Raw genomic sequence first — 24,603 nt, 5'->3', positions numbered from 1 at the left:
GGACATGACGAATCTTAATCTTGAGCAGTTAGCCGCCGATTTACGTCAGGCTGAGGAAAAAGGGGACGCTATCGCCCCACTGCGTGAACTGATCGGCGTGGATAACGCCGAAGCGGCCTACGCCATTCAGCGTATCAATGTGCAGTATGACGTGGCGCGAGGGCGTCGCGTCGTCGGGCGCAAAGTGGGGCTGACGCACCCGAAAGTGCAACAGCAGCTGGGCGTCGATCAGCCGGACTTCGGCACGCTGTTCGCCGACATGTGCTACGGCGACAACGACACCATTGCGTTTGCCCGCGTGCTACAACCGCGTATTGAAGCGGAGATTGCGCTGGTGCTGAACCGCGATCTGCCCAATGCCGATACCACCTTTGACGAGCTGTACAACGCCATCGAGTGGGTGCTACCCGCGCTGGAAGTGGTCGGCAGCCGTATTCGCGACTGGTCGATCAAGTTTGTTGATACCGTGGCGGATAACGCCTCCTGTGGCGTGTATGTGGTCGGCGGCCCGGCACAACGTCCGGCAGGATTAGATCTGAAAAACTGCGCGATGAAAATGACGCGCAATAACGAAGAGGTTTCCAGCGGGCGCGGTAGCGAATGTCTGGGACATCCGATCAACGCCGCCGTGTGGCTGGCGCGCAAAATGGCCAGCCTCGGCGAGCCGCTGCGTGCCGGGGACATTATTCTCACCGGGGCGTTAGGCCCGATGGTGGCGGTGAATGCGGGCGATCGTTTCGAAGCCCATATCGACGGTATTGGTTCAGTTGCCGCCACCTTTTCAGCGGCGGTTACAAAAGGAAGTCAGTCATGAGTAAGCGTAAAGTCGCCATTATCGGCTCTGGCAACATCGGCACCGATTTGATGATTAAAATTCTGCGTCACGGCGTACGTCTGGAGATGGCGGTGATGGTGGGGATTGATCCGCAATCCGACGGTCTGGCACGCGCCCGGCGTATGGGCGTTGCCACCACCCATGAAGGGGTGACGGGGCTTCTTGCGATGCCAGAATTCGCCGACATCGACATCGTGTTTGATGCCACCAGCGCGGGCGCGCACGTGAAAAATGACGCCGCGCTGCGCGCCGTAAAACCGGGGATCCGTCTGATCGACCTGACGCCCGCAGCGATCGGCCCGTACTGCGTCCCGGTGGTGAACCTGGAGGCTAACGTTGACCAACAGAACGTCAATATGGTGACCTGCGGCGGGCAGGCGACCATCCCGATGGTGGCGGCGGTTTCTCGCGTGGCAAAAGTCCATTACGCCGAAATTATCGCCTCGATCGCCAGTAAATCTGCGGGACCGGGCACCCGCGCCAATATCGACGAGTTTACCGAAACCACCTCGAAGGCGATTGAAGTGGTGGGGGGCGCGGCCAAAGGCAAAGCCATTATCGTACTTAACCCGGCTGAGCCGCCGCTGATGATGCGCGACACGGTGTATGTGTTGAGCGAAGCGGCCTCCCAGCTTGAAGTTGAAGCGTCGATTAATGACATGGCGGCGGCGGTGCAGGCGTATGTGCCGGGCTATCGCCTGAAACAGCGCGTCCAGTTTGAAGTCATCCCGGAGGATAAACCGGTGAATCTGCCGGGTATTGGTCAGTTTTGCGGGCTGAAAACCGCGGTGTATCTGGAAGTGGAAGGTGCGGCGCACTATTTACCCGCCTACGCGGGCAACCTCGACATTATGACCTCCAGCGCGCTGGCGACCGCTGAGCAGATGGCGCAGTCACTCACCCGTCAGGCAGGAGAAGCAGCATGAACGGTAAAAAACTCTATATCTCTGACGTGACCCTGCGCGACGGTATGCATGCGATTCGTCACCAGTATTCGCTGGAAAACGTACGCCAGATTGCCAAAGCGCTGGACGACGCGCGGGTTGATTCCATTGAGGTGGCCCACGGCGACGGTTTACAAGGTTCCAGCTTTAACTACGGCTTTGGCGCGCACAGCGATCTCGAGTGGATTGAAGCGGCAGCAGACGTGGTCAAACACGCAAAGATCGCCACGCTGTTGCTGCCGGGCATCGGCACTCTTCATGACTTGAAAAACGCGTATCAGGCCGGCGCGCGAGTGGTGCGCGTGGCGACCCACTGCACCGAAGCGGACGTGTCGGCCCAGCATATTCAGTACGCGCGTGAGCTTGGCATGGATACCGTCGGCTTTCTGATGATGAGCCATATGACCACGCCGGAGAATCTGGCGCAGCAGGCGAAGCTGATGGAAAACTACGGTGCGACTTGTATCTACGTGGTCGATTCCGGCGGGGCAATGAATATGAGCGATATTCGCGCCCGCTTCCGCGCCCTGAAAGCGGTGCTGAAGCCAGAGACAGAAACCGGAATGCATGCGCATCACAACCTGAGTCTCGGCGTGGCGAACTCGATTGCTGCGGTGGAAGAGGGCTGCGACCGTATCGACGCCAGCCTGGCGGGTATGGGCGCTGGCGCGGGCAACGCGCCGCTGGAAGTGTTTATCGCCGCTGCGGATAAGCTCGGTTGGCAGCACGGCACCGATCTGTATGCGCTGATGGACGCCGCCGACGATCTGGTGCGTCCATTGCAGGACCGTCCGGTGCGGGTGGATCGCGAAACGCTGGCACTGGGCTATGCCGGGGTGTACTCCAGCTTCTTGCGTCACTGCGAAGTGGCGGCGGCGCGTTATGGCCTGAGCGCGGTCGATATTCTGGTTGAACTGGGCAAACGCCGAATGGTGGGCGGCCAGGAAGATATGATCGTCGACGTGGCGCTGGATCTGCGCAATAGCAAATAAAAATGATTACGCGGCTGGCAACGTATCAGCCGCGACTCACCTGCATCGTGACCTCAGAGGTACATCTTATGACTACCCGTACCCCCACATCTTACCGCCTGACGTTAACCGTCGGGCTTTGCTTTTTAGTTGCCCTGATGGAAGGGCTGGATCTACAGGCCGCCGGGATCGCTGCCGTCGGTATCGCCCAGGCGTTTGCGTTGGATAAAATGCAGATGGGCTGGATCTTCAGTGCGGGCATTCTCGGACTGCTGCCCGGCGCGCTGGTGGGCGGCATGCTGGCCGATCGCTATGGGCGCAAGCGCATTCTTATTGCCTCCGTGGCGCTGTTCGGCCTGTTCTCGCTGGCGACGGCGATTTCCTGGGATTTCTCGTCGCTGGTGTTTGCCCGTCTGATGACCGGCGTCGGGTTGGGCGCGGCGTTGCCGAATCTGATCGCGCTGACCTCCGAAGCGGCGGGCCCGCGTTTTCGCGGTACGGCGGTGAGCCTGATGTACTGCGGCATGCCGATTGGCGCGGCGTTAGCGGCGGCGCTCGGGTTTAGCGGTCTGGCCGCCGCCTGGCAAACGGTGTTCTGGGTTGGCGGAGTGATCCCGCTGCTGCTGGTGCCGTTGTTGATGCGCTGGCTGCCAGAATCACAGGTTTATGCCCAGCAAACACAGGTGGCCGCCGCGCCGTTGCGCGCCCTGTTCGCACCTGCTACCGCCACAGCCACGCTGCTGCTGTGGTTGTGCTATTTCTTCACCCTGCTGGTGGTGTATATGCTGATCAACTGGCTGCCGATGCTGCTGGTGGAGCAGGGCTTTCAGCCCTCGCAGGCGGCTGGCGTGATGTTTGCTCTGCAAATCGGCGCGGCCAGCGGCACGTTAATTCTCGGGGCGTTAATGGACAAACTGCGCCCGGTGGTCATGTCGCTTCTGATCTATACCGGGATGTTGGCTTCGTTGCTGGCGCTGGGGACGGTGTCGTCATTGAGCGGTATGCTGATGGCCGGATTTGTGGCGGGGATGTTTGCCACTGGAGGACAAAGCGTGCTGTATGCGCTGGCTCCGCTGTTTTACAGTACGCAGATCCGCGCGACAGGCGTGGGTACCGCCGTCGCCGTTGGGCGTCTGGGGGCGATGAGCGGCCCGCTGCTGGCAGGAAAAATGTTAGCGCTCGGCACTGGAACGGTAGGCGTGATGGCGGCTTCTGCGCCGGGCATTTTACTGGCAGGGCTGGCGGTATTTTTCCTGATGAACCGTAAATCGCAGATGCCGATCCCGACCAGTGGCTCATAAGCAATCGTTCGGTTGTATGAGTGGGGAGATACGGTTCCCACTTCCGGGTGAACGCCAGCCGGCGATGACGTTGCCAGAGTTTATGTAAAGCCTGGCAACGGAGGCGTTATGAGCTGGCGACCCTTTTTATATTTGATAATTAACCCCCACCCGGTATTAAGCGCCCGGCGCGGTCATCTGCGTCTGGTGCAGGGTTGACTTTGCATTGTGTTAACAAACGCGGTATAACACACCTTCTTTGGATGTTTAGATGTCCATACGTTTAGAAGGTTATATGCAAACAGCACAACAAAATGCGCCACTGAAGCGCACGATGAAAACGCGTCACCTGATTATGCTCTCCTTAGGCGGCGTGATTGGCACAGGGTTATTCTTCAATACCGGCTACATCATCTCCACTACCGGGGCCGCGGGAACGCTGCTGGCCTATCTGATTGGCGCGCTGGTGGTCTGGCTGGTTATGCAGTGTCTGGGCGAGCTGTCGGTCGCGATGCCGGAGACCGGGGCGTTTCACGTCTATGCCGCGCGCTATCTCGGCCCGGCGACGGGGTATACCGTGGCCTGGCTCTACTGGCTGACCTGGACCGTGGCGCTTGGTTCGAGTTTTACCGCTGCCGGATTCTGTATGCAGTACTGGTTTCCGTTGGTGCCAGTATGGGTCTGGTGCGTGGTGTTCTGTGTGATTATTTTTGGCCTGAACGTTATCTCCACGCGCTTTTTTGCCGAAGGGGAGTTCTGGTTCTCGTTGGTGAAAGTGGTCACTATCATCGCCTTTATTATCCTCGGCGGGGCGGCGATTTTTGGCTTTATCCCGATGCAGGATGGCTCGCCCGCGCCGGGGCTGAGTAATATCACGGCGGAAGGTTGGTTCCCGCATGGTGGCTTACCGATCCTGATGACTATGGTGGCGGTGAACTTTGCTTTTTCGGGAACTGAGCTTATCGGTATTGCCGCCGGTGAAACGGAAAATCCGCGCAAGGTGATCCCGGTGGCGATTCGTACCACCATCGCGCGACTGATTATTTTCTTTATCGGCACCGTGTTTGTGCTGGCGGCGCTGATCCCGATGCAGCAGGCGGGCGTGGAGAAAAGCCCGTTTGTGCTGGTATTTGAGAAGGTAGGTATTCCTTACGCTGCCGATATTTTTAACTTCGTGATCCTGACAGCCATTCTTTCTGCGGCGAACTCCGGGCTGTATGCCTCCGGGCGCATGCTCTGGTCGCTGTCGAATGAACGTACGTTGCCAGCCTGTTTTGCGCGAGTAACGAAAAACGGCGTGCCGCTGACGGCGCTGTCGGTCAGTATGCTCGGCGGCGTACTGGCGCTGTTTTCCAGCGTGGTGGCCCCGGACACGGTATTTGTCGCGCTGTCGGCAATCTCCGGGTTTGCGGTGGTGGCGGTGTGGCTGAGCATCTGCGCCTCGCACTTTGTTTTTCGCCGCCGTCATTTGCAACAGGGTAAGGCATTGAGTGCATTACATTATCGTGCGCCGTGGTATCCGCTGGTGCCGGTATTAGGATTTGTGTTGTGCCTGGTGGCCTGTGTGGGGCTGGCATTCGATCCAGCGCAGAGAATTGCGTTGTGGTGCGGGTTACCGTTTGTTGCGTTGTGCTATGGTGCATATTTCCTTACTCAACCCCGTAACGCAAAACAGGAGCCAGAACATGTCGCAGAATAATCCGTTACGCGCTCTCCTTGAGAAACAGGATTTCCTGTTACTGGATGGCGCGATGGCGACGGAGCTGGAAGCGCGAGGGTGTAACTTAGCCGACAGCCTGTGGTCAGCCAAAGTGCTGGTAGAAAACCCGGAGCTTATCCGCGAAGTGCATCTTGATTATTACCGGGCGGGGGCGCAATGCGCGATCACCGCCAGCTATCAGGCGACACCGGCGGGCTTTGCCGCGCGTGGCCTGGATGAAGCGCAGTCGAAAGCGCTGATTGGCAAAAGCGTGGAGCTGGCGCGTAAAGCGCGTGAAGCGTATCTGGCAGAGAACCCGCAGGCGGGCACGCTGCTGGTGGCGGGATCTGTCGGACCTTACGGTGCGTATCTGGCGGACGGCTCTGAATACCGTGGCGATTACCAGCGCAGCGCCGAGGCGTTCCAGGCGTTTCATCGCCCGCGCGTGGAAGCATTGCTGGATGCCGGGGCCGATCTGCTGGCCTGCGAAACCTTGCCGAATTTTGTCGAGATTGGCGCACTGGCTGAGCTGTTGACCGCGTACCCGCGTGCGCGTGCCTGGTTCTCATTTACTCTGCGTGACAGCGAGCACCTGAGCGACGGTACGCCGCTGCGTGACGTGGTCGCGTTGCTGGTGGATTATCCGCAGGTGGTGGCGTTAGGTATTAACTGCATTGCGCTGGAAAACACCACCGCTGCGTTGCAGCATTTACACGGCTTAACGGCGCTGCCTCTGGTGGTGTATCCGAATTCGGGCGAGCAGTACGATGCCGCGAGCAAAACCTGGCATCATCACGGTGAGTCTTGTGCGCAACTGGCGGATTATCTGCCACAGTGGCAGGCCGCTGGCGCACGATTGATTGGCGGGTGCTGTCGCACCACGCCCGCGGATATTGCCGCGTTAAAAGTTCAAGTTCAGGCTCGATAAGACGTAAGCCGCCATCGGGCATTTTTGCCGGATGGCGATACGGTATGAACCGGAAACATGGGTAACACTTTATGCCGCATCCGCCAGCACAAACATGCCGTACGGATGGATTTCGAGATAATACTGCTCGCCGACGTCCGGCTGCAGACGCGTAGCGTTGACCTGCAATAAAATCTCCTGTCCGTGCCACTCCACCGTGACCTCATATTGGGGGCCCATATACGCGACATGGCTGATTACGCAGCGTTGGCTCTCTTCGCCGCGGTCGCTGAGCGTGATCGCTTCCGGGCGCACGCCTACCATGCCCTCGCCTTGATCGCTAAAGTGCAGTGGGCGCGGCAGATGATAGCCGTAGATATCAACGTATCTGTCGCTGAAGGTGGCCGGGAACAGGTTAGAATCGCCCATAAAGCTCGCCATAAAGCGGGAGGCGGGCTGGCGATAGAGATCCTGCGGCGAGCCGATCTGCATGATGTGTCCCTTGTTCATCACCAGTACGGTATCGGAAACCGCAAAGGCTTCGCTTTGATCGTGGGTGACGTACAGCGAAGTGATATCAAACTGCTTTTGCAGCTCGCGGATCTTGTCGCGCATGCTGCGACGCAGGTTGGCGTCCAGGTTACTTAACGGCTCATCAAACAGCAGCACTTTCGGTTTGAGGATCAACGCACGGGCTAGCGCCACGCGCTGCTGCTGACCGCCGGAGATCTGATCGACAAAGCGGTCTTCAAATCCCTCCAGATCCACCATCGCCAGCGCCTCTTTGACGCGGGTTTTCACCTCCGCGCGCGACACGCCGAGCATCTTCAGGCCATAACCGACGTTCTCCCCTAACGACATGTGCGGGAACAGGGCATATGACTGAAACACCATACAGATATCGCGCTGCTGAATAGAACGATGGGTAACGTCTTCGCCATCAATGAAAATTTGTCCTTCGCTCGGTTTTTCCAGCCCGGCAACCAGACGCAAGATGGTGGTTTTACCGCAGCCGGACGGGCCGAGCAGCGTTACCATTTGCCCCTGCGGAATAGTGAGATTGATATTGTCGATAACCGTGTTGCTGCCAAATCGTTTAGTGACGTTGCGCAGTTCAACGAAATTTTTCTGAGTCATAGTGCGCTCCATTACGCCTGGTTTTTGGCTTTTGAACGGGAGGTACGTGATTCACCGATCAGCCAGTCAAAGATGAAAATAATCGCCAGCATCACCACGATCAAAATGGAACCGTAGGCAATCGCCACGCCGTATTCGCCGTCTTCTACGCGGTTCAGGATGTAGGCTGTGGCCACGCGGGTATCCGGCGTGACGAGGAACACAATGGCGCTGACGGTGGTAATGGCGCGCACAAAGCTGTAGATCAGCGCTGAGAGGATCGCCGGGCGCAGCAGCGGCAACAGGATGTGCGTAATAGTGCGCAGGGAACCGGCGCGCAGACTGAGCGAGGCTTCATCCAGCGATTTATCGATTTGGCCTAAGCCCGCAATGCCCGCCCGGATACCGACCGGGACGTTACGCATCACCATTGAGATAATCACGATGGCGGCGGTGCCGGTGAGGTATACCGGGGCGCTGTTAAAGGCCAGAATGTACGATACGCCCGCTACGGTGCCCGGAACGGCAAAGCACAGCATAGTGGTGAACTCGATGGTCTTTTTGCCTTTAAACTGCTGACGCACCACAACCCATGCGATCAGCAGGCCAAAGATAGCGGTGATCGGCGCGGCAATCCCGGCGTAGAGCAGGGTGTCGAGCAGTGAAGGCCACGCGCCGTCGCTCATTCCCTGACCGAACAGTTTGGTAAAGTTCGCCAGCGTCAGGGTGTAGTCCACGCCCCAGTTTACGGTGAAACTACCGTAGAAAATGCTGCCGTAGAGCAGGGCGTTAAAGGCAATCCACACCGCCAGCAGCGCGACCACGCTCCATACCAGCGTTACCGGCAGCGGCTGCACGTCGCCCCGATAGGATTTACCGGAAACGGTGACGTACGAGCGTTTACCAATCCACATGTACTGCACGCAGAACACCAGCAGCGAGAACAGCAACAGGAAGGCACCCAGCGTACTGGCGGCCTGGTAGTCGAGCTGGGAGCCGGTGATATAGAAGTAGATTTGCGTTGCCAGCACGTCGAAGTTACCGCCAAGCACCAGCGGGTTACTGAAGTCGGCCAGCGACTGCACCACCACAATTAAAAAGGCGTTTGCCAGCGCCGGTTTTAGCAGCGGGACAAACACGCCGTTAAAGGTTTGCCAGCGGCTGGCGCGCAGGGTGTATGACGCCTCCTCCAGCGACGGATGAATGGTTTTGATCGCCCCGTCGAGGATCATAAACGCCATCGGAGTGAAGGCCAGCACCTGCGCCAGCCAGATGCCGGTAAAACCGTACAGCCAGTTGGTGTTGGTCAAACCAAAACATTCGACCATAAATTCGGTGATGTAACCGGAGCGTCCCATCATCAGCGTTACGCCTAAACCCACAACAAACGGCGGGGTGACGATCGGCAGAATCGAGAAAATACGTCCAATAATGGCGCTGCGTTTCGCAATACGGGTGGTGTAGATGGCCAGCACCAGGCCAAAGAAGGTACAGCCGACGCCGACGGCAATCGACAGCATAATCGAGTTGAGGATCACCTGAATGATATGCGCCTGCGACAGCACATTCATAAACGCCAGCGGAGCAAATTCTCCGGCGTCGTTGGTGAACATCGGAATGAAAATAGCGATACTTGGCCAGACGATAAAAATACCGATCAGCGCGACAATCGCGGTGAGCGAGCCGATGACGAAACGGTCGCCGCCCAGCCATTCCAAACGGGTGAGCGCCAGGGTCATGATCGCGCCAAGTGCCACAAACAGCACGATGGTGGCATAGCCTAAGCCGCGCCCCTCAAGGGTGGCGCTGGCGACGATAAAGGCCATACAGAAAAACGCCCAGCCCGCGTCAAAATAATGGCGGCTGCGCTGTTCGCGTCTGGCTTCATGGAACGGGCGCACCAGCAGCAGGCTTGGCAGCAGATACCAGAGCCAACTGATATTGAACTGTGACCAGCCGTAGGCGGCGAGAATTTCTTCGCGCGTCGACTCCAGCAGACCGTAGTCCAGGCTCCAGCTCGGCAGCAGGGCAAACGCCAGCCAGCCGAGTAAAATCCAAAGAAATATCGCATCCCGTTTTTTCACGGGATGGAGTGCAAGTGTGTGTGACATAGCGGTTCCGGTATTTCAGGCCGGATATGGCATTGAGGCCGTATCCGGCAAATGAACGCAAATCTGGGGTTATTTACCCATCTTCACTTCGCTGACCCACTTATTGATCAGGGCTTTACGCACGTCGGTCGAGCCGTACTTATCCATGTCGTAATTGATAAGCTTCAGGTCGTCGAGCTTCAGCGAGTTAGGGGACGTCTCGGCGGTGGTGTTGGTCAGGATCTGATAGGATTTACCTTTCTTCCACGCCAGCTCCTGCGCGTCTTTCGACAGTACCCAGTCAACGAACAGTTTGGCGTTATCGAGGTTGCGCGCGCCTTTCAGGATGCTGACACCGCCGATTTCATAACCGGTACCTTCGCACGGTGAGACAAGTTCCAGCGGTGCGCCCTGTTCTTTTTCCAGCGAGTAGTCGTGCAAGAAACCGATGCCGATAGCCGTTTCGCCACGGGCGGCGTTACGCGCCGGGGCAATACCTGATTTGGTGTACTGGGAGACGTTGGCGTTGAGCTGTTTCAGGTAGTCAAAGGCCTGATCTTCCCCCCACAGTTGGACAAAGGTCGCCAGTGCGGTATAGGCGGTACCGGAGCTTTGCGGATCAGCAATCTGGATTTCGCCTTTGTATTCCGGTTTGGTCAGATCCTTCCAGCATTTTGGCACCGGTAGGTTTTTCTCTTTCAGACGCTGGGTATTGACGCCAAAGCCCAGAATACCGACATAAACCGCCGAGGAGAGGTTGCCTTTCACTTTTGCCGGATCGCGAAACTTCTCCATGATTTGTTCGAGGTTTGGTGATTTATACGGCTGCAGCAAGCCCATTTCACCGGCCTGAGACTGTGGATCCAGCGTACCGCCGTACCAGACATCCGCTTGCGGGTTTTTCTTCTCGGCATCCACTTTCGCCAGCGTACTGCCTGAGCCGTTGCGAATGAATGAAGTCTTCACATCATATTTTTCACCGAAGGCTTTGGTTTCGGTTTCGCACATTTCGTTGGTGGCGCTGCAATACACCACCAGACGACCCTGCGCCTGAGCTGCACTGCTGAAGGCTGCCAGCGTCAGAGCGGAGGCAATTAGGGTAGAGGTAAGCGTCAGTTTCATTGTTTTATCCTTTGACTGAGAGAAGGGGGAATGCCCGCAATGAGCAATGGCATCAGCAATAAACCCATAAAGACAGCGGCAACCGAGAGCAAACTGAACATTCCCGACCAGCCGTAGTGTTCTATGACCAGCGACAGCGGCCAACCCGCCAGCGCGGCCCCCAGATAGGCGAACAGCCCGAGAAAACCAGTAATTGAACCTGCCGCCGCTTTATGTCCGCATTCCACGGCCGCGAGGCCAATTAGCATCTGTGGGCCAAACACAAAAAAGCCCACGGTAAAGAAACACACTGCCAGTAGCGCGTAGTGGTGCACCGGCGCCAGCCACAGCGCGGCGACGGAGACCATCAGCCCCAGTGTGAACAGCAAAATCATTGGGGCACGCTGACCGCTGAACAGCAAATCCGATCCCCATCCGGCAAACAGCGCCCCCAGCAAGCCGCCGACTTCAAACAGCATTACCGTGGCATTGGCGCTGAGCAGGTTCACACCGTGGCTTTCCGTCAGCCAGATGTTGCCCCAGTCGTTCAGCGCTATGCGGATCAAATAGACCAACACATATGACACGCCGAGTAGCCAGATCATCGGATTCTTCAGCATGGTGGTGCGTAACATTTGCCACAGCCCCATCGGCGGGCTTTGCTGCTCCTGACGCAACTCCAGCGGGTCTTGCCGCCATTCCCCAACCGTGGGTAAGCCTTCTTCCCGGGGCGTGCCTTTCAGTTGCAGGGTGAGCCAGACTCCTAACGCCATGCTGATTATTCCTGGAGCCAGCATGGCTGCCTGCCAACCCCACCAGTGGGCGGCAAAGGCGCTAATCAGCGGAATGATGGCCCCACCGATGTTGATCGACATATTCCAGCAGCCCCACCAGAAGCCACGTTCGTTGCGCGAGTACCAGTGGGTCAATAGTCGGGCGCAGGGCGGCCAGCCCCAGCCCTGAAAAAATCCGTTCAGCGTCCAGACCACCAGGAGCAGCGTCAGCGATTCACCAAAGGCGAACAGCACGTTTAAAACGCCGGTGGCAAACAGGCCAATGCCCATAAACGCGCGCTGTCCGTGGCTGTCGTGCCATAGCCCGGCGGTGAATTTTGACAGGCCATAGGTCAGATAAAACAGCGATCCCAGCAGGCCGATATCGCCTTTATCCAGACCCAGATCCGTTTGCAGCGCCGGGAGGACGTAGTTAACGCTTTTGCGCGTCAGATAAAACGCGGCGTACCCAATCACCATACACATCAGCAGCCGGGGGCGTAGCGCCCGGTATTGTTGGTCTGTCTCGCGTGATGCACGTGCATGCATGGCAGCCTCCGTTTGTGCTGACTATAGGAAAGTGAAAGCAAAATGGGATGAGATAAAGTCCGCAGTGACTAAGACTTTTTCCTGGTTAACGGCTGATTTGTTGCAAATTTGTGGGCAGGTTAACAATTACCCGCGTGCCGTTGTTCGATTCGAGCGTCAGTTCGCCGCCAAGGGCGCTGACCCGCTCACGCATCCCCTGGATACCGAACCCGGGGATTTTCTCTGCGAGAATACCTACACCGTTGTCAGCGACGTGCAGAAACACGCGGTGTTCCTGCTGGCGCAGCGTAATCGACACTTCGCTGGCGTCGGCATGTTTACAGACGTTATTGAGCAACTCCTGCAGCAGGCGATACAGTGTGAAACGCACCGTTTCATTTTCTGGCGTATTTTCAAGCTGATAGTCAAACCAACAGCGAATGCCGCGTTCGGCAAAGGCAAATTCATTCACCAGATGATGCAGTGCATCTTTAAAGGCCAGTTCATCGAGCGCGGGCGGTCGCAGCTGGCGCAACAGTTGGCGGGTGGAGTGGTGAATGCGCCGGGCAAGGTCGTTGATCTGATTTGCCGCTTCAAGCGTTTGCTCGCGACCCGGCGCGCGCTTGACCAGTTGCGACTGAATTTGAATGGCGGTGATGTTCTGACCAATTTCGTCGTGTAGCTCCCGCGCCAGGCTTTTGCGCGTATTTTCCTCGGTGCGGATCAGTTGTTCGGTCAGCGCGCGTCGCGCTGCCAGTTCGGCTTCCAGACGCTGGCGATAATGGTGCAGGTTTTGCGCCAGATGCTGCTGGCGGCTGATAGCGATCCCGAGCCCTATGCCCAGCAGCGCCTGGGTGGCGAGGAAAATCTCCAGCTCCAGTAAATTGCTGAACCCGACGCCGATTTGCCGGGCGATGGTGATCATCATACTGCCGAGCAGTCCGGACAACACGCCGCCCTGCCAGCCAAATTTCCACGCCATCACCACGTTTGGTAAGAACACCACGATTAGCAGCAGGCGCTCGATCTCTGGTGACAGCACCATCTGGGTACCTATGCCGATAATGAAAAACAGACTGCACCAGATGATAAGCGAGGTACGCAGGGGAGGATTGGTGGTATCCAGTCCGAGCAAATGATAGCGGTGCTGCTGGCGCAGAAATTCATAGATCAGATAGACAAACGGCGTCAGCAGCACGCCGCCGGTAAACGACGCCAGGCCAATTAACGTTGCCGGGCTTTGGATAAACGGTGAAAGCAGGAGGGTATTGAGCAATGACGTGATCGTCACCGCGGCCAGCAGCAACGTTAAGCGCTGCCAGTAAAGGGGGAAGCGGTGCCAGTATGACTGGCCGATACTCGCCGGGATCAGGCTAATCAACGGCGCAGCCAGCAGGATATAGCCATTCACTAATTGCTCGCTGTGCAGCCAGAACAGCATCAGCACCGGCGGCAGTACCAGCGCGGGCCAGTAACGGCGAGAAAGCAGGATTAGCAGGGCGAGATAGACGCCGTGCGGCAGGAATAGCGCTGCCTGCTGGCCGTTGTGGGTCAGGTAAAACCCCAGCGTCCACAGCATCAGCCAGCCCGATCCCCAGGCCAGCAGAATAAACAGAGAAATAACCCCATGACGAAGGCTGCGTGACATTAATGCCCCGTCAGCAACTGGTGGTCGAGTGCAAAATGCACCAGATCGATGGTGCTGTGGCATTGCAGTTTGCCCAGCACGTTCGCACGATGAACGTGCACCGTTTTATGGCTGAGGTCGAGCTTGAAGGCGATCTCTTTTACGCTGTCGCCTTTGACCAGCAGATCAAACACTTCACGCTCGCGCGGGGTCAATACCTCCAGTACCTGCGCGGGCTGTTCGCCGCCGCGTAGCGCCCGCAGCGCGTCGGCGCACAGGTAATGCCCGCCCATACCAACCGAACGTACCGCCTGCACCAGTTCCTCTGGCCCGCAGCGTTTGGTCAGATAACCGCTGGCACCGGCATCCAGTGCGCTTTGCACAAACGTGGGTGAGTCATAGATGCTGAGAATAATGGCGCGAAAACCGGGCTTCTGCGCCCGCAGTCGTTTTAACAGGCTCAGGCCATTTTCATCCGGCATGGCGATATCCATCACCGCAACGTTGACGTCATCATGCAGTAATGCAGGCCACGCCTGTGCCGCGCTGCTGTACTGGCCAGCAACGTTGAGATCGTCTTCGAGACTGAGTAATTGCGCAAAGCCGGAACGCACCACCACATGGTCATCCACCAGCACAACATGAATCATGATCTTGCTCTCTTGCCTGACAATGGCATCTATGATGCCTGCCAGCGCCGCGCTGGCAATCCCCGTGGCGCGGATATGTAACGAATGTAACAAAATCGCAATAATTTGCCGGCCTGCAATCAAATGCATTTCCGGGCTAAGCATTGCCGCTTTTTTTCTAAAAACAGATCGCTATTAGCCAGAATTTTTAATTCCTTTATCAAATTGTGCCGCAACGAAATACTGCCCCCATAACAAGACAGGGGAGCAGACAATCATGGCTATTTCATCGCGTAACGCACTACTTGCCGCACTGGCATTCATCGCATTTCAGGCACAGGCGGTGAACGTCACCGTTGCTTATCAGACCTCCGCTGAACCCGCCAAAGTGGCTCAGGCGGATAACACCTTTGCTAAAGAGAGCGGGGCTACCGTTGACTGGCGCAAATTCGACAGCGGTGCGAGCATCGTCCGTGCGCTGGCATCCGGTGATGTGCAGATCGGTAATCTTGGCTCCAGCCCGCTGGCGGTCGCTGCCAGCCAGCAGGTGCCTATTGAGGTTTTCCTGCTGGCGTCAAAACTCGGCAATTCTGAAGCGCTGGTGGTGAAGAAAAACATCAGTAAACCGCAAGATTTGATTGGTAAGCGCATTGCCGTGCCGTTTATTTCTACTACCCATTACAGCCTGCTGGCGGCGTTGAAACACTGGGGTATCAAAGCAGGGCAGGTGGAGATTGTGAACCTGCAGCCACCCGCGATTATTGCCGCCTGGCAGCGCGGAGATATTGATGGTGCTTATGTCTGGGCGCCTGCGGTAAACGCGCTGGAAAAAGATGGCAAGGTATTAACCGACTCATCGCAGGTTGGCGAGTGGGGCGCACCGACGCTGGACGTGTGGGTGGTGCGCAAAGATTTTGCCGAGAAGCATCCTGAGGTGGTGAAAGCCTTTGCCAAAAGCGCCATCGACGCCCAGCAGCCTTATATCGCTAATCCCGATGAATGGCTGAAACAGCCGGAGAATATCAGCAAACTGTCGCGTTTGAGTGGCGTACCGGAGGCGGATGTGCCGGGCCTGGTGAAAGGTAACACCTATTTGACGGCACAACAGCAAACCGCTGAGCTAACCGGCCCGGTGAATAAAGCGATTATCGACACCGCGCAGTTCCTCAAAGAGCAGGGCAAAGTCCCCGCCGTCGCGACGGATTACAGCCAGTATGTGACCGATCGCTTCGTGCAATAAATAAGGAGGCACTGATGCTGCAAATCTCTCATCTTGCCGCCAGCTACGGTGGAAAACCGGTGCTGGAAGATATCAACCTGACGCTCGATAGCGGCGAACTGCTGGTGGTACTCGGACCTTCTGGTTGCGGAAAAACCACGCTGTTAAATCTGATTGCCGGGTTTGTGCCGTATCAGCATGGCAGCATTATGCTGGCGGGCAACAAGGTTGAAGGTCCAGGCGCAGAGCGCGGGGTTGTGTTCCAGAACGAAGGCCTGCTGCCCTGGCGCAACGTGCAGGACAACGTGGCCTTCGGGCTGCAACTGGCGGGGATGGAGAAGCCCCAACGTCAACGAATCGCGCGGGAGATGTTGCAGAAAGTTGGGCTGGAGGATGCGGGAAAACGTTTTATCTGGCAGCTCTCTGGTGGTCAGCGTCAGCGCGTCGGTATTGCGCGGGCGTTGGCTGCCAACCCGCAGCTGTTGTTGCTGGATGAACCCTTTGGCGCGCTCGACGCCTTTACCCGCGAGCAGATGCAAACCCTGCTGCTGAAGTTGTGGCATGAGACTGGCAAACAGGTGCTGTTGATTACCCACGATATTGAAGAAGCCGTTTTTATGGCAACGGAGCTGGTATTGCTGTCGCCAGGCCCTGGCCGGGTACTGGAGCGTCTGCCGCTGAATTTCGCTCGTCGCTTTGTGGCCGGAGAGCCGAGCCGCAGCATTAAGTCCGACCCGCAGTTTATCGCCATGCGCGAGTATGTGTTAGGTCGTGTCTTTGAACAACGGGAGGCATTCTCATGAGCGTGGTGATTAATGATAAACCCCGTCGCCAGCGCGCGCTGAACTGGCGCTGGCCGTTCTCGCGGCAGATTACCTTAAGCTTCGGTACGCTGGTCGTCATTCTGGCTGTGTGGTGGACGGTGGCGGCGCTGCAGTTAATCAGTCCGCTGTTTTTACCCCCGCCGGGCCAGGTTTTGCAAAAACTGATGGTTATTGCCGGGCCGCAGGGGTTTATGGATGCCACGCTGTGGCAGCATCTGGCGGCGAGCCTGACGCGTATTGTTATCGCGCTGCTGGCGGCGGTACTGCTCGGCGTTCCGGTTGGGATCGCTATGGGGCTGAGTCCGACGATGCGCGGCATTCTCGATCCGATCATTGAACTGTATCGTCCGGTTCCGCCATTGGCCTATTTGCCGCTGATGGTGATCTGGTTTGGCATTGGTGAGACCTCCAAGATCCTGCTGATCTATCTGGCGATATTCGCCCCTGTAGCGATGTCGGCGCTGGCGGGGGTTAAAAGCGCGCAGCAGGTGAGAGTGCGTGCCGCACAGTCGCTGGGAGCCAGCCGTACGCAGGTGCTGTGGTTTGTTATTTTGCCGGGGGCATTGCCGGAGATACTCACAGGGTTGCGTATCGGACTTGGCGTGGGCTGGTCGACGTTGGTGGCAGCAGAGCTGATTGCCGCCACGCGAGGTTTAGGATTTATGGTGCAGTCAGCCGGTGAGTTTCTGGCAACGGATGTGGTGCTGGCGGGGATCGCGGTGATTGCCGTTATCGCGTTTATTTTAGAACTGGGTCTGCGCGCGCTTCAGCGCCGCCTGACGCCCTGGCATGGAGAAGTACAATGAGTGAACGTCTGAGCATTACCCCGCTGGGGCCGAACATTGGCGCACAAATCACCGGTGCGGATTTGACGCGCCCGCTGAGCGATAATCAGTTTGAACAGCTTTATCACGCCGTACTGCGTCATCAGGTGGTGTTTCTGCGTGAGCAGGTGATTACGCCGCAACAACAGCGGGCGCTGGCGCTGCGTTTTGGCGATCTGCATATTCACCCTGTCTATCCGCATGCCGAAGGGGTTGAAGAGATTATCGTGCTGGATACTCATAACGATAATCCGCCGGATAACGACAACTGGCACACCGATGTGACCTTTATCGACACGCCGCCAGCGGGCGCGATTCTGGCGGCAAAAGAGCTGCCATCGACAGGGGGAGACACCCTGTGGACCAGCGGGATTGCCGCTTATGACGCATTATCTGAGCCGTTTCGCCAGTTGCTGAGCGGCCTGCGGGCAGAGCATGATTTTCGTAAATCCTTCCAGGAATATAAATACCGCCAGACGCCAGAGGAGCATCAGCGCTGGCTGGAGGCGGTGGCAAAGCATCCGCCCCTGCTGCATCCGGTGGTGCGCACGCATCCAGTGAGCGGGAAGCAGGCGCTGTTCGTGAATGAAGGATTTACCACGCGAATTGTCGATGTGACGGAAAAAGAGAGCGAGGCGTTACTGCGCTTTTTGTTCGCGCATATCACTAAACCGGAGTTCCAGGTGCGCTGGCGTTGGCAGCCCAACGATGTGGCGATTTGGGATAATCGCGTGACGCAGCATTATGCGAATGCGGATTATCTGCCCCTGCGGCGCATTATGCACCGGGCGACAATTTTGGGAGACAAGCCGTTTTTTCGGGCGGGGTGATTATCGGAGACGCTTCATTTACCGGGCCTACGACCTGTAGGTCCGGTAAAGCGAAGCCGTCATTAGGCAACAAAGTGATTAGCGCAGGATTTTTTTCTCAGCCAGATCCAGTGCGAAGTAGCTGAAGATCAGATCCGCGCCAGCGCGTTTGATCGAGCCTAAGCTTTCCAGCACCACTTTCTCTTCATCTATTGCACCCCCAAGGGCTGCAAACTTGATCATCGCGTATTCACCGCTGACCTGATAAGCGCCAATCGGCAGCTCGGTGCGCTCGCGGATATCGCGCAGAATATCGAGGTATGCGCCAGCCGGTTTGACCATCAGGCAGTCTGCGCCCTGGGCTTCATCCAGCAGCGATTCGCGGATCGCTTCCCGACGGTTCATCGGGTTCATCTGATAGGTTTTACGATCGCCCTTCAGCGCAGTACCTGCGGCTTCACGGAATGGGCCATAGAAAGAAGAGGCAAATTTGGTGGAGTAGGACATGATCGCGGTATCGGTAAAGCCCGCGGCATCCAGCGCCTGGCGAATCGCCTGTACCTGGCCGTCCATTGCGGCGGAAGGGGCGATGAAATCTGCGCCCGCAGCGGCGGCAACGACCGCCTGTTTGCCGAGATTGGCAAGGGTTAAATCGTTATCAACGCCGTGCTCGCATAATACGCCGCAGTGACCGTGCGAGGTGTATTCACAGAAGCAGGTGTCGGACATGACGATCATCTCCGGTACGGTCTGCTTACAGATACGCGACATGCGCGCCACCAGACCGTCTTCTTTCCAGGCGTCGCTGCCGGTGTCATCGGTGTGATGAGAAATGCCGAATGTCATGACCGAGCGGATGCCTGCATTAGCAATGCGTTCAATTTCGCGCGCCAGATGATTCTCTGGAATGCGCATCACGCCGGGCATGGCCTCGATAGCTTTGTAATCGTCGAGTTCTTCTTCAACAAAGATCGGCAACACCAGGTCATTTAAGCTGAGTGTTGTCTCTTCAAACATAGCGCGCAGCGCAGGTGATTTGCGCAGGCGGCGAGGGCGTTGGATTAGGTCTGTCATGGTATGCCTGATGTTTGTGGAATCGAAGGCCGTAGTATACCCGAACCTGAGGGTGGGTGGTTTACGAAAGTTGGCGTTATATCTGGATTTTCCATCGTGGAAGGCTGAATCATTAGAGCAATTTATTCACATTTATGGCAAGTTATTTATATTCATTATTTTGCTTGTTTCTGTTTTTATTATTTTAAATATCGATGTGTTTATTTGTGTAGGGCTGGTGATAATTTCTCTTTATTTATTGTTTATTTGTTTGGGTGTGTGGTGAGTTATTTATTAATTATATGTTTCAGAGGTGTGTTGTGCGGTATTTCATTGAAAGAATAAGTATTTTTGTTTTTTTGTGTCAGAGGCGGGAGTATTCGTAGTGTTGTCCGGTTTCGGACGACTAGCAAAGAATAATTGAACCTTTCCTTTGTGAAACCGCATAATCGTCCCCGCGAAACATAAAATGTTTTCTTTGCATTGATAATTGATGGATCAACTATATTACGTCCCTGAGGAGGGATGACAAATGCACACTTGGAAAAAGAAACTTGTAGTCTCACAATTAGCATTAGCCTGTACTTTGGCAATCACTTCTCAGGCGAATGCTTCTACTGATATTTCTGGAACTACGTACACAACGTTCACCCATTATAATGACGCATCACATGTTGATGACGTTTACTTCGATGGCTATGTCGGTTGGAACAATTACGGCACTGATAGCATTTATAACGGTGATATTTATCCGGTAATCAATAACGCTACTGTCAACGGCGTTATTTCTACTTATTATCTGGATGATGGACTGTCAACTAACGGCAATTATAACAGCCTGACGATTAAAAACAGTACCATTCACGGAATGGTGACATCCGAATGTATGACCACGGATTGTACTAACCGAACGGGTACCGACTATTACTACGACCGTCTGGCGATGAATGTCATCAACTCCACTATCGATGACAACTACGAACATTATACCTACAACGGTACCTATAATGACGTGGCTGATACGCACGTTGTCGACGTTTATAACCTGGGTACGGCTATCACTCTGGATCAAGAAGTTGATCTGTCTATCTCCAACAACTCTCACGTCGCGGGTATTACCCTGACTCAGGGTTATGAGTGGGAAGATATTGACGATAATACCGTCATCACCGGCGTAAACAGCGGCGAAGTGTTTAACAACACTATCGCTGTTACCGACTCTACCCTGACCTCAGGTTCCTGGTCTGATGAAGGAAGATCCGGCTGGTTTGGTAACACCAGCAATGCGAGCGACTACAACGGTAACGGTTGGAACGCGAATGATATCGCATTGGCGGTTATTGCTAATCCCAATGCAGATAACGCGATGCAGACCACCGCCACGTTTGATAACGCTACGCTGATGGGCGATGTGCTGTTCTCCAGCAACTTTGATGAGAACTTCTTCCCGAACGGTGCTGATACTTACCGCGATACTGATGCCGATCTGGATACCAACGGCTGGGATGGTACTGACCGTCTGGATCTGACCCTGAACCACGGCAGCAAGTGGGTTGGTGCGGCAATGTCCGTCCATCAGGTTGACGTTGATGGTGATGGTGTTTACGAAAGCTATGCTGAGGGCACTGAAGCCACCGCTACGCTGATTGATATCGCTGCCAACAGCCTGTGGCCTTCTTCAACCTACGGTATCGATAGCGACACATCCTCCTATGACGAAAATGGTCATGTGGTTGGCAATACCGTTTATCAGAGCGGTCTGTTCAACGTGACGCTGAACGGCGCTTCCCAGTGGGATACCACCAAAACTTCTCTGATTGACACTTTGAGCATCAACAGCGGTTCCGTTGTCAACGTGGGTGATTCTGCGCTGGTTTCTGACTCCATCACTCTGACCGGTGCTTCCGCACTGAACATCAATGAAGATGGTCGTGTTGCGACTAATACGCTGTCTATTGACAACAGTACCGTAACGATTGCTGATGATGTCTCTGCTGGCTGGAATGTGCTTAATGCCGCGCTGTATGCCAATACCATTAACGTCACCAACAACGGCGTTCTGGATGTGGGCAACAGCACCGGGAACGCGCTGCAGGTTGATACCCTGAATCTGACCAGCTACACCGACGCTTACAACCATGTTAATGCGGGTGTTTTCGACATCAACAGCGCTAACTATGTGTTGAATGCTGACCTGACCAACGATCGTACCAACGATACGCGCCAGGCTAACTACGGTTATGGCGTGATCGCGATGAACTCTGATGGTCATCTGACTATCAACGGTAACGGCGATTCTGACACCTCAGGCGATCAGTCTGAAGTTGATAACTACGGTGATCACGTAGCAGCGGCAACCGGTAACTATAAAGTTCGCATCGATAACGCCACTGGCGCAGGTTCTGTTGCTGATTACAACGGTAACGAGCTGATCTACGTTAACGACACGAACAGCACCGCAACTTTCTCTGCAGCCAACAAAGCAGACCTGGGTGCTTACACCTATCAGGCTCAGCAGCAGGGTAACACCGTTGTTCTGCAGCAGATGGAGCTGACCGACTACGCGAACATGGCGCTGAGCATTCCGTCTGCCAATACGAATATCTGGAACCTGGAACAAGACACCGTTGGTACTCGTCTGACTAACGCGCGTCATGGTCTGGTAGATAACGGTGGTGCATGGGTGAGCTACTTCGGCGGCAGCTTCGATGCGGATAACGGCAACATTAACTATGATCAGGATGTTAACGGCATCATGGTCGGTGTTGATTCCAAAATCGATGGTAACAACGCTAAGTGGATTGTCGGTGCTGCGGCAGGCTTTGCGAAAGGTGACATGAGTGATCGTACCGGCCAGGTAGATCAGGATAGCCAGACTGCCTATATCTACTCTTCTGCTCGTTTTGCGAACAACATCTTTGTTGACAGTAACTTAAGCTACTCCCACTTCAACAACGATCTGTCTGCCAGCATGAGCAACGGTCAGTATGTTGATGGCAGCACCTCTTCTGATGCCTGGGGCTTTGGCTTGAAACTGGGTTATGACCTGAAGCTGGGTGATGCAGGTTACGTAACCCCTTACGGTAGCGTATCCGGTCTGTTCCAGTCTGGTGATGACTATAAGCTGAGCAACGACATGAAAGTTGACGGTCAGTCTTATGACAGCATGCGTTATGAACTTGGTGTAGATGCGGGTTATACCTTCGCCTACAGCGATGACCAGGCGCTGACCCCGTACTTCAAACTGGCCTACGTTTACGACGACTCTAACAACGATTCTGATGTAAACGGTGATTCTATCGACAACGGCGTAGAAGGTTCTGCGGTACGCGTTGGGCTGGGTACTCAGTTCAGCTTCACCAAGAACTTCAGCGCGTACACTGATGCTAATTACCTCGGTGGTGGTGATGTCGATCAAGACTGGTCTGCAAACGTTGGTGTTAAATATACCTGGTAACAACTTTCTCGCAGAGAAATAAAAGGTAATTTAATTTAGAATAATGCCCGTCACGGATTTGACGGGCATTTATTGCAAGGAATGCGCACATGCTATCTTCAAATAAACCTCTTCTTGAGTTTGGTAAGCTTGATAAATGTTTGGCGAAATATGGTAAACACTTTGAGTGTGGGAACGAAAAAGAAATAATTTATTCCGGTGATATAAATAGTGATGATACTTTCGTTATTTTAAGTGGTGTTGTTTCCTTGCGTAGAGGGGAAAGCGTGCTGGTCGGGATTGCACAGGCGCCTTTTATTATGGGCCTTTCTGATGGCGTGATGAAAACAGATGTACAATACAAATTAATAACCGAAAGTAATTGTACGGGATACCACCTGCCTGCTTCGCAAACGATAAATATAATTGAACAATGCCAGCTTTGGCGTGAAGCCTTTTGCTGGTTGGCATGGCAAAACTCCATGTTTGAGTTGCGCGATCTGCAGCTGATCGGCAATAACTCCTACGATCAGATCCGTGCGACGCTGATATCCATGACGAAATGGGACGACGTACTGCGTTCGCGTATCGGCGTCATGAACTATATTCACCAACGCACGCGAATTTCACGCTCAGTTGTCGCTGAGGTTCTCGCGGCATTGCGTAAAGGTGGTTATATTGAAATGAATAAAGGCAAACTGGTGAGCATTAACCGTTTGCCTTTTGAGTATTAAGTCAGGATGCAGGAATAACCTGCGGTTTGTTCCCGCTCAGCTCTGCAACCAGATCGTTGATACCGTCGCTCATATTGGTAAAGCGGGTTAGCGGAGAGCGGGTCACCACGATAAATGCCCCGACGTTTTGCTGCGGGATCATCGCCATATAGGTAATGAAGCCGCCGCCACCACCGGTTTTTTGAATAATTCCCGGTCGCCCATTCTTCGGCGCCATATAGACCCAGCCCAAACCCAGCGCATCGGCTCTACCTGGAACATCCATCCCTATCACTTTGGTTAACTGCGTACGCTGATAAATCAGCGTCTGCATACGGTCGGCCTGCTGGCTACGATGGTAAAAATCAGATGAGAGATACTGCTGCATCCAGCGCATCATATCGCCGGGCGTTGAATAAACACCGCCGCTGCCCATCGCCGCCAGGGTATTGTTGCAAGGACTGGCGCCTTTTTCCGCGACCATCAGGCGTCTGCATTGATCGGGGGATGGGGTAAAAGTGGTGTCTTTCATCCCCAGCGGACGGGTAATTTTTTCTTCAAACAGCTGTGGATAAGGCTTACCGGATGCGGTTCCCAGCGCATCGGCCAGCAGGTCAAACGCCAGGTTGGAATAAGAAGCCTGCGAGCCCGGTGCGACTTTAAGAGTGGCGGTTGAGAGATAGCTCCAGCGCTGTTCACGGGTTGGCCAGACAAACACCGGGCGCTTCGCCGCGCCGCCAGGCTGTTCGCGCGGCAGCGCGCTGGTATGCGTCGCCAAATTCACCAGCGTAATCGGCGTGCCCTGATAAGTTGGCACGCGCGCGCCAGGCGGCGCATATTTGCTCAATGGATCGTTGAGTTTAACCGTACCCTGATCGAGTAATTTCACCAGCATTTCGCTGGTCATTAATTTAGTAATAGAGGCAATTCGAATAACGGAATCCAGCTGCGGATGAACGTTATTGCCAGGGCGTGTTTCGCCGAAGCTGCGAAATACGCGCTGGTTACCATCAATCACCACGAGCGCCATCCCCGTAGCACCGCTGCCGTAAAATATATGGTCGGCATAACGATCGACGATATCAGAGGCGAAGACCGGATCGGTTATAGGCTGTGCCGCCTGGACAGATGTCAATGACGCCGCACACAGCGCGGCAGAAAAAAGCAGACTACGTTTCAACGGTGGTGTCCATGAGTTAGAGAAAGTGAAAAAGGATGTCGTGCG

General features: G+C 55.3%; 20 protein-coding genes. 12 read left to right on the top strand and 8 right to left on the bottom strand.

Annotated features, from left to right (window positions below; all coding sequences use genetic code 11):
- Window positions 1–4: 4 nt before the first annotated feature.
- The 6 genes from mhpD to mmuM all read left to right on the top strand — a co-directional run bounded on the left by mhpD (window position 5) and on the right by mmuM (window position 6,657).
- Window positions 5–814: a 2-keto-4-pentenoate hydratase gene (gene mhpD, locus HV311_RS19095; protein WP_016151974.1), complete on the top strand. Its 810-nt coding sequence runs from the start codon at window positions 5–7 to the stop codon at window positions 812–814.
- The gene (gene mhpF / locus HV311_RS19090; RefSeq protein WP_191220314.1) at window positions 811–1,761 is read left to right on the top strand and encodes an acetaldehyde dehydrogenase; all 951 of its coding nucleotides are present in this window, start codon (window positions 811–813) and stop codon (window positions 1,759–1,761) included. The genes mhpD and mhpF overlap by 4 nt, the downstream gene beginning before the upstream one ends.
- Window positions 1,758–2,771: a 4-hydroxy-2-oxovalerate aldolase gene (gene mhpE, locus HV311_RS19085; protein ID WP_016151976.1), complete on the top strand. Its 1,014-nt coding sequence runs from the start codon at window positions 1,758–1,760 to the stop codon at window positions 2,769–2,771. Before mhpF ends, mhpE begins: the two co-directional genes overlap by 4 nt.
- A 68-nt stretch (window positions 2,772–2,839) precedes the next feature.
- Window positions 2,840–4,051, top strand: a complete 1,212-nt coding sequence (gene mhpT, locus HV311_RS19080; RefSeq protein ID WP_191220313.1) for a 3-(3-hydroxy-phenyl)propionate transporter MhpT — start codon at window positions 2,840–2,842, stop codon at window positions 4,049–4,051.
- Between the two features lie 274 nt (window positions 4,052–4,325).
- Entirely contained in the window at window positions 4,326–5,729 is a 1,404-nt protein-coding gene (mmuP, locus tag HV311_RS19075; RefSeq protein ID WP_191221204.1) for an S-methylmethionine permease, read from the top strand.
- Window positions 5,716–6,657, top strand: a complete 942-nt coding sequence (gene mmuM / locus HV311_RS19070) for a homocysteine S-methyltransferase (RefSeq protein ID WP_191220312.1) — start codon at window positions 5,716–5,718, stop codon at window positions 6,655–6,657. The genes mmuP and mmuM overlap by 14 nt, the downstream gene beginning before the upstream one ends.
- A 69-nt stretch (window positions 6,658–6,726) precedes the next feature.
- On the opposite strand, the gene fbpC is transcribed toward mmuM, so the two are convergent.
- From fbpC to HV311_RS19040, 6 genes are all read right to left on the bottom strand, one after another.
- The gene (gene fbpC, locus HV311_RS19065; protein WP_019076130.1) at window positions 6,727–7,773 is read right to left on the bottom strand and encodes a ferric ABC transporter ATP-binding protein; all 1,047 of its coding nucleotides are present in this window, start codon (window positions 7,771–7,773) and stop codon (window positions 6,727–6,729) included.
- An 11-nt stretch (window positions 7,774–7,784) separates the two neighbouring features.
- Entirely contained in the window at window positions 7,785–9,863 is a 2,079-nt protein-coding gene (locus HV311_RS19060) for an ABC transporter permease (protein WP_191220311.1), read from the bottom strand.
- Between the two features lie 69 nt (window positions 9,864–9,932).
- Window positions 9,933–10,964 (bottom strand): ABC transporter substrate-binding protein, encoded by a 1,032-nt coding sequence (locus tag HV311_RS19055; RefSeq protein WP_191220310.1) that lies wholly within the window; start codon window positions 10,962–10,964, stop codon window positions 9,933–9,935.
- Window positions 10,961–12,265 (bottom strand): MFS transporter family glucose-6-phosphate receptor UhpC, encoded by a 1,305-nt coding sequence (gene uhpC / locus HV311_RS19050; protein WP_049042254.1) that lies wholly within the window; start codon window positions 12,263–12,265, stop codon window positions 10,961–10,963. Before uhpC ends, HV311_RS19055 begins: the two co-directional genes overlap by 4 nt.
- An 85-nt stretch (window positions 12,266–12,350) precedes the next feature.
- On the bottom strand, window positions 12,351–13,892 hold the full coding sequence (locus HV311_RS19045) for an MASE1 domain-containing sensor histidine kinase (RefSeq protein WP_137366564.1): 1,542 nt from the start codon (window positions 13,890–13,892) through the stop codon (window positions 12,351–12,353).
- Window positions 13,892–14,521, bottom strand: coding sequence for a response regulator transcription factor (locus tag HV311_RS19040; protein WP_029139427.1), 630 nt, complete (start codon window positions 14,519–14,521; stop codon window positions 13,892–13,894). Before HV311_RS19040 ends, HV311_RS19045 begins: the two co-directional genes overlap by 1 nt.
- 256 nt (window positions 14,522–14,777) lie before the next feature.
- Here HV311_RS19040 and tauA point away from each other — a divergent pair, with 256 nt between their 5' ends.
- Genes tauA through tauD form a run of 4 tightly spaced genes read left to right on the top strand, consistent with a single transcriptional unit; the run spans window position 14,778 to window position 18,197 of the window.
- Window positions 14,778–15,740 carry a taurine ABC transporter substrate-binding protein gene (tauA, locus tag HV311_RS19035; protein ID WP_049042255.1) on the top strand — a complete coding sequence of 321 codons (963 nt, stop codon included), beginning with the start codon at window positions 14,778–14,780 and terminating at the stop codon, window positions 15,738–15,740.
- A gap of 14 nt (window positions 15,741–15,754) precedes the next feature.
- Complete coding sequence (gene tauB / locus HV311_RS19030) at window positions 15,755–16,522, top strand: taurine ABC transporter ATP-binding subunit (protein WP_103928963.1); 768 nt, start codon at window positions 15,755–15,757, stop codon at window positions 16,520–16,522.
- Window positions 16,519–17,349, top strand: coding sequence for a taurine ABC transporter permease TauC (gene tauC, locus HV311_RS19025; protein WP_016155826.1), 831 nt, complete (start codon window positions 16,519–16,521; stop codon window positions 17,347–17,349). The genes tauB and tauC overlap by 4 nt, the downstream gene beginning before the upstream one ends.
- Window positions 17,346–18,197 carry a taurine dioxygenase gene (gene tauD / locus HV311_RS19020; protein ID WP_049042258.1) on the top strand — a complete coding sequence of 284 codons (852 nt, stop codon included), beginning with the start codon at window positions 17,346–17,348 and terminating at the stop codon, window positions 18,195–18,197. Before tauC ends, tauD begins: the two co-directional genes overlap by 4 nt.
- Window positions 18,198–18,275: 78 nt before the next feature.
- On the opposite strand, the gene hemB is transcribed toward tauD, so the two are convergent.
- Window positions 18,276–19,250, bottom strand: a complete 975-nt coding sequence (hemB, locus tag HV311_RS19015; protein WP_191220309.1) for a porphobilinogen synthase — start codon at window positions 19,248–19,250, stop codon at window positions 18,276–18,278.
- A gap of 511 nt (window positions 19,251–19,761) precedes the next feature.
- Here hemB and ehaB point away from each other — a divergent pair.
- Together ehaB and iprA are read left to right on the top strand one after the other, a co-directional pair.
- Window positions 19,762–22,686 carry an autotransporter adhesin EhaB gene (ehaB, locus tag HV311_RS19010; RefSeq protein ID WP_047416945.1) on the top strand — a complete coding sequence of 975 codons (2,925 nt, stop codon included), beginning with the start codon at window positions 19,762–19,764 and terminating at the stop codon, window positions 22,684–22,686.
- Window positions 22,687–22,775: 89 nt separating this feature from the next.
- Window positions 22,776–23,399, top strand: coding sequence for a hydrogen peroxide resistance inhibitor IprA (gene iprA / locus HV311_RS19005; RefSeq protein ID WP_191220308.1), 624 nt, complete (start codon window positions 22,776–22,778; stop codon window positions 23,397–23,399).
- Between the two features lies 1 nt (window position 23,400).
- Here iprA and ampH read toward each other — a convergent pair whose 3' ends face one another.
- On the bottom strand, window positions 23,401–24,558 hold the full coding sequence (gene ampH / locus HV311_RS19000; protein WP_191220307.1) for a D-alanyl-D-alanine-carboxypeptidase/endopeptidase AmpH: 1,158 nt from the start codon (window positions 24,556–24,558) through the stop codon (window positions 23,401–23,403).
- Window positions 24,559–24,603 lie beyond the last annotated feature (45 nt).

This window comes from Citrobacter sp. RHBSTW-00881 (genome assembly GCF_013728515.1).
In the GTDB taxonomy this organism is placed as follows: domain Bacteria; phylum Pseudomonadota; class Gammaproteobacteria; order Enterobacterales; family Enterobacteriaceae; genus Citrobacter; species Citrobacter braakii.
This window is presented reverse-complemented; position numbering and strand designations above follow the sequence as displayed.

Coding starts and splice junctions, on each gene's coding strand:
- mhpD (WP_016151974.1), top strand. CDS start 5: ATGACGAATCTTAATCTTGAGCAGTTAGCCGCCGATTTACGTCAGGCT.
- mhpF (WP_191220314.1), top strand. CDS start 811: ATGAGTAAGCGTAAAGTCGCCATTATCGGCTCTGGCAACATCGGCACC.
- mhpE (WP_016151976.1), top strand. CDS start 1,758: ATGAACGGTAAAAAACTCTATATCTCTGACGTGACCCTGCGCGACGGT.
- mhpT (WP_191220313.1), top strand. CDS start 2,840: ATGACTACCCGTACCCCCACATCTTACCGCCTGACGTTAACCGTCGGG.
- mmuP (WP_191221204.1), top strand. CDS start 4,326: ATGCAAACAGCACAACAAAATGCGCCACTGAAGCGCACGATGAAAACG.
- mmuM (WP_191220312.1), top strand. CDS start 5,716: ATGTCGCAGAATAATCCGTTACGCGCTCTCCTTGAGAAACAGGATTTC.
- fbpC (WP_019076130.1), bottom strand. CDS start 7,773: ATGACTCAGAAAAATTTCGTTGAACTGCGCAACGTCACTAAACGATTT.
- HV311_RS19060 (WP_191220311.1), bottom strand. CDS start 9,863: ATGTCACACACACTTGCACTCCATCCCGTGAAAAAACGGGATGCGATA.
- HV311_RS19055 (WP_191220310.1), bottom strand. CDS start 10,964: ATGAAACTGACGCTTACCTCTACCCTAATTGCCTCCGCTCTGACGCTG.
- uhpC (WP_049042254.1), bottom strand. CDS start 12,265: ATGCATGCACGTGCATCACGCGAGACAGACCAACAATACCGGGCGCTA.
- HV311_RS19045 (WP_137366564.1), bottom strand. CDS start 13,892: ATGTCACGCAGCCTTCGTCATGGGGTTATTTCTCTGTTTATTCTGCTG.
- HV311_RS19040 (WP_029139427.1), bottom strand. CDS start 14,521: ATGATTCATGTTGTGCTGGTGGATGACCATGTGGTGGTGCGTTCCGGC.
- tauA (WP_049042255.1), top strand. CDS start 14,778: ATGGCTATTTCATCGCGTAACGCACTACTTGCCGCACTGGCATTCATC.
- tauB (WP_103928963.1), top strand. CDS start 15,755: ATGCTGCAAATCTCTCATCTTGCCGCCAGCTACGGTGGAAAACCGGTG.
- tauC (WP_016155826.1), top strand. CDS start 16,519: ATGAGCGTGGTGATTAATGATAAACCCCGTCGCCAGCGCGCGCTGAAC.
- tauD (WP_049042258.1), top strand. CDS start 17,346: ATGAGTGAACGTCTGAGCATTACCCCGCTGGGGCCGAACATTGGCGCA.
- hemB (WP_191220309.1), bottom strand. CDS start 19,250: ATGACAGACCTAATCCAACGCCCTCGCCGCCTGCGCAAATCACCTGCG.
- ehaB (WP_047416945.1), top strand. CDS start 19,762: ATGCACACTTGGAAAAAGAAACTTGTAGTCTCACAATTAGCATTAGCC.
- iprA (WP_191220308.1), top strand. CDS start 22,776: ATGCTATCTTCAAATAAACCTCTTCTTGAGTTTGGTAAGCTTGATAAA.